Source organism: Methanolapillus africanus (assembly GCF_032714475.1).
GTDB classification, from domain to species: domain Archaea; phylum Halobacteriota; class Methanosarcinia; order Methanosarcinales; family Methanosarcinaceae; genus Methanolapillus; species Methanolapillus africanus.
The window spans coordinates 1-14,861 of record NZ_JAWDKD010000028.1; the positions used below are offsets into that span (position 1 = coordinate 1).

The 14,861-nt window shown below is 43.9% G+C and carries 10 protein-coding genes; 7 read left to right on the top strand and 3 right to left on the bottom strand.

All coding sequences use genetic code 11. The features are described 5' to 3' along the window. Window positions 1-390 precede the first annotated feature (390 nt). Complete coding sequence (locus MsAg5_RS08995) at window positions 391-960, bottom strand: hypothetical protein (protein WP_338100300.1); 570 nt, start codon at window positions 958-960, stop codon at window positions 391-393. A 419-nt stretch (window positions 961-1,379) separates the two neighbouring features. On the opposite strand from MsAg5_RS08995, the gene MsAg5_RS09000 reads away from it, so the two are divergent. Then, window positions 1,380-2,912 (top strand): 2-isopropylmalate synthase, encoded by a 1,533-nt coding sequence (locus MsAg5_RS09000; RefSeq protein WP_338100323.1) that lies wholly within the window; start codon window positions 1,380-1,382, stop codon window positions 2,910-2,912. Between the two features lie 216 nt (window positions 2,913-3,128). On the opposite strand, the gene MsAg5_RS09005 is transcribed toward MsAg5_RS09000, so the two are convergent. After that, complete coding sequence (locus MsAg5_RS09005) at window positions 3,129-4,199, bottom strand: GTP-binding protein (RefSeq protein WP_338100301.1); 1,071 nt, start codon at window positions 4,197-4,199, stop codon at window positions 3,129-3,131. Window positions 4,200-4,482: 283 nt separating this feature from the next. Then, complete coding sequence (locus tag MsAg5_RS09010) at window positions 4,483-6,129, bottom strand: methylamine methyltransferase corrinoid protein reductive activase (protein WP_338100302.1); 1,647 nt, start codon at window positions 6,127-6,129, stop codon at window positions 4,483-4,485. Between the two features lie 475 nt (window positions 6,130-6,604). Between MsAg5_RS09010 and MsAg5_RS09015 the strand changes: the two genes are divergently transcribed. The 6 genes from MsAg5_RS09015 (at window position 6,605) to MsAg5_RS09040 (ending at window position 14,208) form a co-directional block, all read left to right on the top strand. Then, window positions 6,605-7,390, top strand: a complete 786-nt coding sequence (locus tag MsAg5_RS09015) for a helix-turn-helix transcriptional regulator (RefSeq protein WP_338100303.1) — start codon at window positions 6,605-6,607, stop codon at window positions 7,388-7,390. Window positions 7,391-7,537: 147 nt separating this feature from the next. Beyond that, on the top strand, window positions 7,538-8,326 hold the full coding sequence (locus tag MsAg5_RS09020) for a helix-turn-helix transcriptional regulator (protein WP_338100304.1): 789 nt from the start codon (window positions 7,538-7,540) through the stop codon (window positions 8,324-8,326). A 286-nt stretch (window positions 8,327-8,612) separates the two neighbouring features. Beyond that, window positions 8,613-9,824 carry a bifunctional 5,6,7,8-tetrahydromethanopterin hydro-lyase/3-hexulose-6-phosphate synthase gene (locus tag MsAg5_RS09025; protein WP_338100305.1) on the top strand — a complete coding sequence of 404 codons (1,212 nt, stop codon included), beginning with the start codon at window positions 8,613-8,615 and terminating at the stop codon, window positions 9,822-9,824. Between the two features lie 1,055 nt (window positions 9,825-10,879). Continuing rightward, a complete protein-coding gene (mtaC, locus tag MsAg5_RS09030; RefSeq protein ID WP_338100306.1) occupies window positions 10,880-11,656 on the top strand; it encodes a methanol--corrinoid protein MtaC in 777 nt (258 codons plus the stop codon). A 15-nt stretch (window positions 11,657-11,671) separates the two neighbouring features. Next, window positions 11,672-13,060 carry a methanol--corrinoid protein co-methyltransferase MtaB gene (mtaB, locus tag MsAg5_RS09035; protein WP_338100307.1) on the top strand — a complete coding sequence of 463 codons (1,389 nt, stop codon included), beginning with the start codon at window positions 11,672-11,674 and terminating at the stop codon, window positions 13,058-13,060. Window positions 13,061-13,611: 551 nt separating this feature from the next. Continuing rightward, the gene (locus MsAg5_RS09040) at window positions 13,612-14,208 is read left to right on the top strand and encodes an acetate uptake transporter (protein WP_338100308.1); all 597 of its coding nucleotides are present in this window, start codon (window positions 13,612-13,614) and stop codon (window positions 14,206-14,208) included. Window positions 14,209-14,861 lie beyond the last annotated feature (653 nt).

Genomic DNA, 14,861 nt, shown 5'->3' on the forward strand with positions numbered 1-14,861 from the left:
GAGTGATTTTTTTACCTTAACTTTGGTTAAGATGATAAAAACCACCGTCAGAGTTTACCGAAACATCAGGTCACATATCAGTCAAGGAAAAAACTCCCGACCTCATTATAATTTATGATTTGAATTTTTACTCAAAACATTATGCAAAGCATTTGTTGTGAGTCCTTTTCATCGTATGATGAGAAGGAATCCTACTACATTCCATTTAGTATATAAGTGTTGCGGGGAGTGAAAAAATCAAAACGTTTTTTAAAAATGAAACAAAATATTTAGAATAAAAATAGTTGACAGATATCGAAACGAAGTGTCGTTGTTCAAAAAAATGAACCAATTATTCAAAAATCCCGGCGTCCTCTTGATCTTGAAATGATCATAAACCCCACTTATTTTTCACAAAAACGGTGTTGTTAAAACAGTATACCAAAGCAGAATAAACATTGGCAAAAATAAACTCCATGCAAATCCGCGAAGACTAATTCTTATTTTTTTAGAAATCAAACAGCCGGCAAAATATAATCCGAAAAGTAACAGGAAAACGCCCGCAATCGGAGGATGAGAGTTCATTGTTTCTAAGATTATTGAAATCAAAGAAAAAATAAAAATCATGAATGGCAAATACAAAGTAACCTTACTGATCTCTTTTTCATCATTTTGAATTAAAACTGCATAGGAATAATAAACGAACAAAAACAAAAGCGTATAAAAAATGGACCATGAAAGGATTTCAATACCTCCTCCCCCATACTTAGCAAATTGTACCTGAACAAGAAATACCAGTTCAACACAGCACGACGTAAACCCGACGCCGTAAAGAAAAACATTCATTCCGAAATTATACTTTTTCTTTAAAGCATAATAAAAAATAAAACCAAAAATAAAAATTAAAATAACGCCTATAAGGAACGGTTCGTTTTTTACTATTTGCCAGAGAGTGGTCCTTCCCTCTAACAACCATGTCAATTCAGATATGAAAAAAGAAAGGGATCCAAATAAAATCAATATTGATGGAGATGATAAAATACAACATTCTATGAAGGAAATGATGTTTTGCTTATTTAATATCTGAATAATAGCGCCAACTCCTGATTTTCCAACAAAAATGACATCATAAACAGTTGAAACATATCATTTTTTTGATTGCTGCGAATGAATCAAAAACAAATAATACACTCGATTTCTGTTTCGATTGTATATAAAATTTTATACGGATGATATGATATTGAACAAAAATTAAAAGCGTGCCCAATAACAGATTTTTGAACTTATAAATCATAAAATGTGCAAAGAAATCAATGAATCGGAGAGACTTTTCGCGTAAAGTCACGATTAAATAATTATAAATACCATAACCCTGAATTACGGTTTGATTATTATGATCAATCAAGAAAACATGGGGTGTTGTTTTTTACACGCCCGAACGGAAAAATAAAACAGTAACGATTTTTGATACAACACTTCGGGACGGAGAACAAACCCCCGGGGTAACAATTCCGGTTGAAAAAAAGATAGAAATCGCCTATCAGCTGGACAAATTGGGCGTCGACGCAATTGAAGCGGGTTTTCCGATCTCCTCGCCGGGAGATAAAGAAGCCGTTAAAAGAATTGCCGGTCTTGGTCTTTCTTCCGATATTTGCGGTCTCGCGCGTTCCGTCATCAAAGACATCGACGCGTGCATCGATTGTGATGTGGACATGATTCACGCATTTATCCCGACATCTGATATCCAAAGAGAGCACACTATCCGGAAAACGCGCGAAGAAACACTTTCCGCTGCCGTTGACGTCGTCGATTACATCAAAAGCCACGGTTTTAAGTGTATGTTCTCACCGATGGATGCCACCCGCACGGATTTTGACTATTTGGTCCAAGTGTCCAAAGCCGTCAAAAACACCGGATGCGACATCGTGAACATTCCCGATACCGTCGGCGTGATGGTGCCGACAGCCACCTACAAATTGGTTCAAGAGTTGTGCCAACAGGTGGATATGAAATACGACGTGCACTGCCACAACGATTTCGGGCTCGCCAACGCCAACAGCATCACCGCGATTGAAGCCGGCGCATCCCAAGTTCAGGTGACCGTCAACGGCATCGGCGAACGGGCCGGAAACGCGTCTTTGGCAGAAGTTGTGATGGCGCTGACCTCCATTTACGGGTACAAAACAAACATCAAAACCGAGTATTTGACCGAAACGTCCCGGCTGGTGGAACGAATCACCGGCGTGAAAATGCCGCCCACGATTCCGATTGTCGGCGACAACGCATTCTCGCACGAATCCGGCATTCACACGCAAGGCGTTTTGGAGAAATCCGCGACGTTTGAACCCGGCATCATGACGCCCGAAATGGTCGGCCAGAAGAGAAGAATCGTTCTCGGAAAGCACGCCGGAAAACACGCGGTTTTGAAAAATCTCGAAAATGCCGGCATCGTCCCCAACGACGAGCAGCTTCAAGAGATTTTGGCCAAAATCAAAGAAATCGGCGACCGCGGCAAAACCGTGACGGACGCAGATCTTTATGTCGTCGCGTCGATTGTTCTCGGCAAACGCGGCATCGACGAAGCGATCAAACTCAACGAAGTGTCAGTCATGACCGGAAACCGGGTCACCCCGACCGCTGTCATTCGCGCGGACATCAACGGCAAAGAAATGATTGCCGCCGGAACCGGCGTCGGACCGGTGGACGCAGCGCTTGGCGCCGTTGAAAAAATCGTCGGCGACACCAAATTCAAAGTTCAGGATTTCAGCATTGAAGCCATTTCCGGCGGTGCGGATTCATTGGCCAAAGTGACGATTACGCTTGAAAATGAAAAAGGAAAAACCGTGACCGCAAAATCCGCCAATGCCGACATTGTGATGGCGTCCGTGGAAGCCTTGGTCAACGCGATGAACGCTCTTTTTACAATGGATTGAGCTGAGACGGACAGTCAAAAAATATATATAATATAAAATAGTCCTTTAAGCAATGGGTAAAACCACTTGTGACAGTGTACTGCGTGCACGACAAGGAGTTCCTTGTGGTTCCGTTGCTTTTTTTATTTTAAAAATCGATACTCTTTTCTCTTTCTATTTTATTCAAAAATGATTGCCATAACGCGCGCGCGGAGCGCCGCGCCGAAACAATCAAAATCAACGTTTGATACCATAACCATCCAAAACCCATTCAATGGAATCCACGACAATCTTTTTCAAATCCGGCGACTCAATTCCCGTGACCGCCGACAAAATTTTCAATTTCGAAACGGGCGTTTCCGCAGCAATAATTTCAAACTGCGGATCTTCTTCCGACGTCGTTAAATTGATTTTAAACGTTTGGCCGTTGTTTTCCAAAAACAGTTTGATGTGCCCCAAAAAATTCGGACTTTTAGCTAAAACTTCTTTTTGAATTTCCGACATGACCGTCCGGACAATATTTTCGCAATCGGAATCGCTTATTTTTTGAACAAGTTCCTGATTTATGAAAACATATTCCGTTGCAAACGAACCGACGCCGGAATCGGCAATTGATCCGGCCGTTGAACTGTTGCCGCCGGCCATCGACAGGCTGCCGTTTGCGCTGACCAGTGTTTTTTCCGATTTGACGGCATGCGCTTTTGGCGCGCCGCTGCCGTTCAAAATATCAATCAGATTTTCCATGCTTTTCGGGTCTTTGGATGAAATCCGAATCATCTGCGCTTTTGGATTCATTTGCTGAATACCGGATTCAATCACCGGAAGCATTGCCGGATCCACCAAATCGCATTTGCTGACAGCGATCACTTCGGCGTCTTTGAGTTGACCGGAGGCGAAATTTTTGATTTCCTTCATGATTTGTTTGAACCGGCTGCCGTCAAAAAGTGTCAGAAGCGGCGCGATTTCGTAAGCAGATTGCAAATTCATCAATTCGATTTCATCGCGAATCAATCCCGGATAAGCAACGCCGGTCGATTCGATAATCACAATATCCGGATTGAAATTTTCAATCATTAAAAGAAGCGTTGACCGAAGCGTCATTTTAAGGCTGCAGCAAATGCAGCCGGAGGTGATTTCTTTTGTTTCCAAGCCGAACTGAGAAATAACGTCGCCATCGATTCCGATTTCACCGACTTCGTTGACGATGATGCCGACCGATTTTCCGAGAGATGAATAATACGTACCGAGTTGAATAACTGTGGTCGTTTTTCCGCTGCCTAAAAATCCGCCAATCACAATAACTTTCAAGGTACCGCCTCAGTTTTTTGAAAAATAGATGTTGTTTTTAAAAATATTTCAGTTTCCAGATTCAGTTTCCAGATTCAGTTTCCAGATTCAGTTTCCAGATTCAGTTTCCAGATTCAGTTTCCAGATTCAGTTTCCAGATTCAGTTTCCAGATTCAGTTTCCAGATTCAGTTTCCAGATTCAGTTTCCAGATTCAGTTTGTGGATTTTGTTTTCAGTTCCTGAAAACAAAATCCAAACTGTTTCCAAAATTATCGTTCACTCTTTCCGGTTCTGCTGAATTGGATTATTCTTCCACTTCAATCGGTTCGCCCGGCACCACATCTTCGACCGTCAGCAAATCCCAGCTGAAAACATCCTTGGGCATAAACCGTGAGCATTTCTTGCAGTTGGAACCGTCGCACAAATCGGACCGGATGCGAACGACGTTGTCTTTGAAACTCATAGCATGCGTCGGACATTCGCGAATCTTTTCTTTGCAATCCGGACAGTTGTCGATTTTCATGGACAAATACGTACCGGTTTGCTTAACCAGTTCGTAACCTTCGTCGCCGAACACCGGAATGTCGCGTTCCACCATTTTATCGATGACCGGCTCCACCGTCGGCTCATCGATTTGCGGCAAATCTTTCTTTTTGAGGAACTTTTTGAGCATCTTAAAGTCCATGCCCTCGCCCCAATAGGCCAGTTCCAAAATATAAGCTTCCTTAAAAGACGGATCGGTGGCAAACATCACGTGCGTGCCGACAACCTTGGTGGCAATGTCTTGGAGTTCCTTGAGACGCTCGTCCGACAGCAAAATTTCACGCGCCATTTTCAGCGACGTGTTGCCGATTTGCGTAATTCGTTCGGCGTTGTACGGATTCATGCCGATTTTCTGCGCCTTGCGCGCGTCCATGTAAGTGCCGGCCGCACCCGACATGTGGGACACTTTCAAGTCCGCCATTTCGACGCCGGCTGCTTTACAAAGCGTGATGTGGCCCGCGCGAAGCGCGCCGATCGCGTTGCCGGCCTCTTTGACGTCGTGTTCCGAAAACGTAATGCCGTCCTGCAAGTGAATGAGCCCGTCCGGCGTTTGAATTTTCGGCAGTTTGATGACGCCGTTTTTCATGCCTTCTTCCAAAAGGGAAATGACGCCCGTTCCCGTAATCGCTTTCGCGCGAATCGGGCCTTCCTCGACGACGGATCCGTCCTGCGGATTCACCAAGTCGCCTTTAACGGTTTTCATTTCCTTGTCCAAAATATAACAGCGAATATTGTCGCCTTCAAACGTGACGTCCGAAATCACATACGGAGACGCGAGCGCACCGCAGCTGATTTCCTGGCCCTCCAGAGCCGGACCGGCGGCGGCGGAACCCGTATAAATCACATTGTTGGCCTTGAGCGCCATTTCCGCATTGGTTCCGAAATCGGTTGCAATCGCGAGTTCATCGCTGTCCAGCATACCGGAATTCACAATGAGCGCCAGCGCGTCGGCGCCGATTTCGTGCTTTATGGCCGGCGGAATCACAACAAAACAGTTCGGGAAAATTTCAAGCCCCGGCACTTGATCGCTTTTCAAAATAACAGATTCACGCTTTTGCTCTTTAATGTTGAGCTTTTCACGTTTGCGCTCGCCGGCATAAGCCAAATCGTCGATCGGAATTCCCTGGAAAAGAGACAATTGAATGGGATTTCCGCAGACGGACAAACGCTCCAATTCATTCGGAACCACGCCCAAGTGGTCGATGATCACCAAAATCGCATTGATCACCAACCGGTGCGCTTTGTCCAAACCATAACTGATGGCAAAATCCATATGGTCCATGACATTCGCACCCGGAAGCGGGTTTCGCATGGTTACGACAGTTTTTCGAATTTCACCGGTTTCCAAATTTACCTTTTGCGCGCGAAAACCGCTTGTTCCGAGATCTATGGCAACTCCTGTTTTCATAATTTTTGAGACTCCTTTATTTTATATGTTGATCACATGATTAAATGACAAAGGAATTGAAATTATTTACGACCCCATGAATTATATAAGTACCCATTCAAAGAGAAAGAGAACTTGATATCATCATTCGGTCAGAATTTAATGACCCAGCGAATACTTTATTAGAAGTTATTCCTATTAATATTTGTCCGATACGTTGCCGTATATATAGTCCGGTAAATTCTGAAAGGTAATTTATCAAAACAATATCAAAATAGTTACATTAAGTCAAAAAATAATGAAAATGGTTAATTTAATAATCGTTCAAACCTATTTCGTATAACTCAGAATTAATAAAAATTTATACATTTTTATTGAAATATAAAGGGATTTTTAATAAATTAAAAAAACAGTCGTTTGCAAAAAGCCGGTTCAATTCGATTTTAAAAAATTTTGATGTTTAAAATAAAATTAATCGACGAAAGGAAAGGAAAAGATGAATTCTTTAATTGACACAGTCTTTTTTTCGGAAAAAAGAAAAGCGGTTCTTCTTTTGCTTTTAGAAAAGGAAACGTTGACGCTTGAAGACATCAAAATAGAACTCAACGAAACATCCGTCTCCGTTCTGCCTCAAATTAAAGTCCTCATCGACCGCAAGCTGGTCATCCAAGAAGACGGCAAATACAAGCTGTCCATGCTGGGCAAAATTGTGACGGAAAACGTCTCTCCTTTTGTCAAAAATTTATCCGTTCTCGGAAAAGATTCTTGTTTTTGGAGCGAACACGATCTCAGCCCGATTCCCGACAAGCTGCTCCAAAGAATCGGCGACATCGGCAATTTTGAAATTATCAATGTCGATCTCCGCTCCGTTTATTACGAACCCAATCCCATCATCAACAGCTTTATTAAAAATGCCCAAACGGTCAAGACATTCATCACCTATTATGCGCCGGAATACGCGCCGGCCTACTATGAACGGCTTATGGCCGGCTACCCACTGTCGGTGATCACCACCAATTACATCGTCGACATGGCGGCCAAATACAGAAATGAAATCAACGATTTGCTCCGGCTCGACCACGCCGAACTTTATATTTGCTCGGCCGACACGAAAATCGCGGAAGTGACGGTCACCAACGAAGTCCTTCTCCTGTTTTTGTATTCAACGTCCGGAAATTTGGACTACACCTTTTTGGCCAGCTGCGAACCCGGTGCCGTCGCCTGGGGCGAGGAACTGTTTGAATATTTAAAAAGCCGGTCCGGCCGGAAAAAAGAAATTTAAACGCCAACGTCCGTTTTTCGCGGACGGTGATTCAAAACGATGGCGATAACGCGCGCGGCGCCGGCATGCAAAAAATGAAAAGAAAAAATAGATAAAAGCAGGAAATTGGATGACACGAATAATTCAAAAAACTGAGGGGGATTTTGAATGAAAGATGAATCACTGACAGACGCTCTTTTCTTATCGGAAAAAAGACGGCTGATTTTATTGTTTTTACTTCAGGGTCCGAAAACCATTGAAGAAATTAAAAAACATCTGGATTCGAAATCCAGCCCGATTATGGTTCAGATCCGGATTTTGGTGCGCAACAACTTGATTGCGGAAAAAAACGGCGTCTTTATGCTGACCGAACTCGGAAAAAGCGTCGTTCCGGAAATGATCTCCATTTTAGATATGTTTTTGGTTTTCGACAGCTGTCCGAACTACTGGCCGGATGTGGATTTGGAAGCGTTCCCGACGCATCTGCTCAACAGAATCGGAGAACTCGGCGAAGTGCATCTTTATGTGCCGGACCACGCCCATATTTTCGATTGTTCACGGCAGGTTTTTGAAGAACTCAAAGACGTCGAGTCGTTGATTGAAATTTCGTCCATTTTCCGAAAAACATACATCAAAGACTATCTGAGTATTGCCGAAAAGGGATCCAACGTTTCTTTTATTTTGTCCAAGGAAGTTTTGGACCGGATCGAAAACGAATATCCCGAGGTTTATTACCGGTACATGCGGCTGAATAACGTCCGCTTTTTCATCGCGCCGGATATGAATTTGGCGTCCTGCTTGATTACCGACAAATTCGTTTCGCTGTCCCTGTTCACAAAAGACGGGCTTTTTTATAACCACGACCTGGTGAGCCGAAACAAAAGCGCCATCAATTGGGGAATCGATCTTTTCTACCACTACCGGGGACTCTCAACCATTCATCAATTGCAAGAGTGAAATGAAACCGGCTGATAGCCGGTATTCAAAAAATGAACGCCGTAACGCACGCGGCGCCGCCCGCAAAAATTAAAAAATAAAAGGACGGGGGGACGAAATAATTGCCGGCCGCCTTAAAAAAATTATTTAAATAAGATGATTTTATAGAACCACATTCTACAAATACTACATATAATGTATAAAAATCAATTATTTATCATTCAGAATCATCTCTCTTAATCACCTATTGCAAAAGGCGTCTTCTCAATTTGAAATGAATTGCCGGCGCCCCTCGGAGATATTTAAAATGCCCAAAGAAACAAAATTGCCCTACTTTGAAATCGGAGAAGCTTTAATCGGAACCGGGGCGGAAGTCGCCCACGTCGATTTAATGATCGGCGCCAAAGACGGTCCGGTCGGCCAAGCGTTTGCCAGCGGCCTCACTCAATTGTCCGCCGGCCACACCCCGCTCCTGTCAGTCATCCGCCCGAACCTCCCGACAAAACCGTCCACGTTGATCGTGCCGAAAGTGACCTTGAAAAAAGGCGCCGACACCTCCAAAATCTTCGGTCCGGCCCAATCCGCCGTCGCCAAAGCCATCGCCGACGCGGTTGAAGAAGGCATCATTCCGAAAGAAATCGCCAACGACGTTGTCGTGATTGCCAGCGTTTTCATCGCGCCCGACGCCGAAGACTACAGCAAAATTTACCGCTTCAACTACGGCGCCACCAAACTGGCGTTGAAAAGAGCGCTTGAAGGCTTCCCGAGCGTGGACAAAATGCTGGAAGAAAACAACAAATCCACCCACGCCATTATGGGATTCAAAGTCTCCCGCCTCTGGAACCCGCCGTACTTACAAGTGGCGTTTGACACCACCAGCTTGGAGTTCGTTCTGTCGGCCGTCAAACAATTGCCGCAAAACGACCACCTGATCATTGAAGCCGGCACCCCGCTCATTAAGCGTTTCGGAACCGACGTGATTTCAAAAATCAGAGAAGTCAGACCGGACGCCTTTATCGTCGCCGACTTGAAGACACTTGACACCGGCAACTTGGAAGCCCGTATGGTCGCCGACGCCGCCGGAGACGCCATCGTCGTGTCCGCTCTGGCGCCGATTGAAACCATCCGCAAAGTCATCGACGAAGCCCACAAAACCGGCATTTACGCCATCGTGGACACGCTGAACTGCGCCGACCCGATTTCCGTTGTGGAAAAATTGATTGAACTCAAAGCCGTTCCGGACGTCGTGGAACTCCACCGCGGTATCGACATCGAAAACACCAAACCGGACTGGGAGAAAATCAGCGCGATTAAAAAGATCTCGCCCAAGACCTTCATTGCGGTCGCCGGCGGCGTTAAACTCGAAAACATCCCCAAGGCCCTCAGCGACGGCGCCGACATCTTAGTGGTCGGACGCGCCATTACCGGCTCAAAGGACATTCGCTCCACCGCCGAACAATTCATCGCCAAGATCGGAAACCCGGAAATCGACCAGTTTAGAGTCATGACCGACTTCTGATTTTGAAAAAATAATAAAATATAATATATACAGTAAAAAGCGGGAGAAATCCCGCTCTTCTGTTTTTCTTTTTTTGTTTTTGTTTTTTGACGGGCGCCCCACGCGCGCGTTACGGCAATCACTTTTTCGGACTTTTCAAAAAAAGGGGACTCTTTTTTATTTTTCAGTCTTATTCTTTGAGTATCATTTTTCTTTATTTTTTGCAGTTTTCCTGAAAAATAAAACATATGAACTGATTTTTGGTTACTTTGTTCTTATCATATAATAGGCGCTTTATTATTTTTTAATAATTTTTCTATATTAATATGCTTTTTTAAAATGTTAAAGCCGTCATTAAAATCAAACACAGCAAGAAATTAGTATATAAACTTGTCCGCCCGAAATCAAAAAAACAAATTAATATCCCCCAATAATTAAATTAATAAATATATAATTGTTATTTTATATTTTGTTTTTAGAAAGTAACTAGTCTGATCGCCAAGAGATATATGTTTAAAATATCAAAAATTTTGATGCAATTTTCTGAGGGGATGGGATTTTTCAAAGGAAGACCAAATTAAATTTATCAAAAAATATTTTCAAAATAATATACAAACGGCGGACAATAAAGAAATAATTGTTTTAATTAATTTCAATTTAGAGAAAATGAAGAATTTTAATTCAAAAAAATAAGATGCGGTTAATGTATATACCCAAGATTTGAATGATTAGAGTGTAGAAAAAACTACTCACTAAAGCAGGATCGGAGTTCCGCCCGAGAAAGTAAAACAACGATCGAGAAAGGGGCCGGTTATGATTGTGGTTTTTTCTTAAATCTGTGGTTTTAGAGTTGCAGAGATTTACAGTAATAAAAGAGGTCAACAAACATCTGAAAATGACAAACGGTTTTTGAGAAGATTCATAAAAGGCATTTGATTGACCGCTCCCTAAAATAACGCGGTTTCGTGTGTGTGTGCGGTTTGTGGATCACAAAGGCCAACCGGTTCATTTTCAATTTGATGTTTTTGCTTCTTTCTTAAATCTCTGTAAAATTAGCACTGAAACGGAGGAATAAAATGTTAGACTTTAAAAAAGAAGATATTGCAACGATTCTTGTCAGATACAATGTTGCCATGGAAAAAGCACTGACCCCTGACGAAGCGGCGGAACAGCTCTATCCGAAAGACGCGCTTTTCAAAGCAGTCGCAAAAGCAATCTACGAGGGTGAGGAAGATGACGTGATCGAAGCACTCGATGCCTGCTTAAAATCCGGCAAAGACCCGATCAAACTCATTGACGAAGCACTCCTTCCGGGAATGGCTGTCGTTTCCAACCTTTACGACCAGGGAATTATCTTCCTTCCGAACGTCATGATGTCTGCCGACGCCATGCTCGAAGGAATAGACTACTGTAAAACCAAAACCAAAGAAGTTCCGAAATCCAAAGGAACCATCGTTTGCCACGTTGCTGAAGGCGATGTCCACGACATCGGCAAAAACATCGTCGCCGCACTCCTTCGTGCCGACGGATTCAGCGTTGTCGACTTAGGCCGTGATGTGCCGGTTGACGAAGTTGTGGCCGCAGCTGCCAAAGAAAAGCCGGTCATGATCACCGGAACCGCCTTGATGACAACCACGATGTATGCCTTCAAAGAAGTCAACGACAAACTGGTTGAAAAAGGATTAAAAATCCCGTTCGCCTGCGGTGGCGGCGCTGTGAACCAAGAATTTGTCGAGAGCTACAGCCTCGGAGTGTATGGTGAAGAAGCATCTGAAGCAGCCAAGTTTGCAAACTACATTTTGAAGAATGGCGCAGACATTGGAAAGATGAGAAACGAGTTCCACTACCACTAAGAAGGAGGCAAAAATATGGCAATCAACAGATACACAAAAATGGCATACACCAATGCAGACGAAATGGTTTTCGGACATGCCAAATTCCCGGTCAAAGCGGGATTAGGACTTGAAATCGGTGCCGGATACACAATTCCGGAATTAAACTATGCACCGAGACCCCAAGCCGGTGTTTCTAAAGAAGCACTTGTGAAAGAATACGAAAGAATTACAAAAGACGCCATGGCCAGAATCGTCCAGATCGGTGCGCCGGCCGTCTGTTTAGAAACAGAACACGTTCAACAGATGTCCAACAACCCGTCCTGGGGTGCCGAAGTGGCCCACGCCCAAAAAACAATCTTGGAAGAATACCATGAAGAATACGGCGTGAAATGTGGTCTCAGACACACGATTGGTGACATTCGTGAAGACCGCGACTTCCTTGCTCTTCGCGGCAAGAAAAATGATGTGATGCTTGAAGCCTTCGACCAGTGTGCCGCACAAGGCGCCGACCTTCTGTCCATCGAATCCATGGGCGGAAAAGAAGTCTTCGACTACGCCATCATCCGCGACGACATTGCCGGAGTTCTCTTCGGTATCGGTGTCCTCGGAACCAGCGACATGGACTTTGTCTGGCAAAACATTGTCGACATCGCCAAAAAGAGAAAAGTCGTTGCTGCCGGCGACACAGACTGTGCCGAAGCCAACACCGCCATGTTCATTGCCGGCGGTCTCCTCGACAAGAACCTCGCCCACACCACAGCCATCGTTGCCCGGTGTATTTCCGCCGCCAGAACCCTTGCAGCCTACGAAGCAGGCGCAACCGGCCCGGGAAAAGACTGCGGTTACGAAAACACCATCGTTAAATCCATCGCCGGTGTCCCGATCACTCAGGAAGGAAAATCCTCCACTTGTGCTCACTCCGACGTCATGGGCAACTTAACCATGCAGTGCTGTGACATGTGGTCCAACGAATCCGTCGAATACCACGGCGAATTCGGTGGTACAACCGTTCAAGTTTGGGTCGAATCCCTTGCTTACGACTGTTCACTCATGAACACCGCCATCAAGACCGGAAACCAAAAAGTCCTCCGTGACCTCTTGACCCTTTCCGACAAATACAGAGACCCGCAAGGCTATGTCCTCGCTTACGACAACGCATACAGAGTCGGAGAAGCCATCGCCAAGAACGGCAAAGACACCTACCTCAGATCGAAGGCTGCCGCAGAAGAATGCTGCAAGATCCTCGACGAAGGTATCAAGGGCGGCAAGTTGAAATTGACCAAATTCGAGACTAACGCTCTCGAAGACATCAAGAAAGCACTCGCTGCACTCCCGACCGACAAGGCCAAGTTCGTCGACCAATGCATGACCAAATACAAGGCAGAAGTCCCGGTCTTTAAGACTGAGAACTACGTCCTGTAAGTCTGAAACAGTCAGAACGAGACCTGTCAGAACGGAAAAACTGTCAGAATAAGATAAAATGTCCTGCGAAAGCAGGACACATCCCCTATCTGGCAATTGACCTATACCTAATCTATCTAACAATACGTATACCAAAAATTAAAAGCGGGGTTAAACGTTTGTGGGGGATCCCCCCTCCCTCACTTTTAACTCTGTTTTTTAAAACCTCTTTCCGGATAACTTCCGATAAAAATCCTCTCATATGAATCAAAAATTCATTTGATGAAAAAAACCTCACAGATTAAACAACCGGCCAATCCGGATCTTGAAAAGAACGGTCAGGAATCGTCAAAAATCAATGATTTTTCGATCGAAAACCGTCCTTTTCAAACCGGCTCCGGAATTTGCTTTTGTTTTTAATTTTTGATCATTTTATTTGAAAAAATGTCAAAAATGAAATCGAAAGCCCGATATTTGCAGTGTATTTATTGTGTGTGTTTCGTTAAATTATAGTGAAAAACGCCAAAAACGAGTTTATTGGTTAAAATAAAATGTTGTGGAGTTTAGATATTATGAGTGATGAAAATACATTAAACATTGACATTTTAGAAATTAAAGAGAAAGGTTTTCGCCTGTTTGATACGACCGCCAATTCTGCCGTTTTAGGATTCGCCGGCCTGGCGCTGGCCGCGGTGATGCTCGGTCTTCAAGGCATTGGCCTGTTCGGCGACGCTTTGGTTGTCATTTCCATGTCCATTTTCATCGGCGGTTTTGCCCAGGTGTTTGCCGGCATTCAGCTTTGGTGGAAAGGAAACAACTTTGCAGGAACCGCCTTTACGGCGTTCGGCCTCTTTTGGTTCTCGTTCGCGTACATTTTAATCGCGCCGTTCGGGGCCTTAATCGCCGGCGCGTCGTCCATGGCGTGGTTCTTGTTGTTCTGGGGAATTTTCGCAACCGGATTGACGCTTGGAACTTTAAAATTGGGTTCAAAAATACTCATCGTCGTCTTTGTCTTGTTGGACTTGACGTTCTTCTTAACGGCCATCTCCTTCTTTGGCGTTAACTTGAGCATTCTTCCGGGAATCATCACGTTGCTCTTGGGACTCGCATCCCTGTATGCGTCCTTGGGAACGATCCTGAACGAATGCGGATACAAGCTACCGCTTTAATGGGAAATGCCAAAGAAACGAAAAATAAAAAGAGGTAGGATGCGGACTTCGGTCATCAACCAAAAATTTTCTCATCCTTTGGCCGAAGCCGGCACTTCTTTTTATTTTTCTGTTTTTTTCTTTTCCTTCTTTTTTCCCCCTTTTTCTTTCCCCTTTTTTCTTTTCCTTTTTCCCCATTTTCTTTTTTATTTTTGCCGGCGGCGCAGGCGCGCGCGTTACGGCAGCGCTTTTCAGATGAGGCGTTTCAAACCCGGCCGGCGATTTTTAAAAGCAAACAGATTTAATCAAATGTCCTTCCCCATTCTGTTTTTCATCAACGGTTCGCACGGCAAAATAATGATTCTGTTCAAATTATATTTTTTTGAAAATTTTATGAACCGTTGTTAATCGTCGAAAATTTCGGTTTTCATGTTTTATTTTTTTCGTGAATAGTCGAGTTGGTTTTTGAACCCTTCAAATCATGTTTTTTTAAAAAACATGATCTTGCGACATGAAAAATAAAACCGATTCGACTGAAAAACTTTTTAAGCGGACCGAAATATTATCACCTGATTTATCATGAATTATTCTGATGAATCAGTAAAAACAAATTAAAAACGAATCGAAAGAAAAACAGGGTCTAAAAACTTGTCGAAAGATTCCAAAACGAAAAA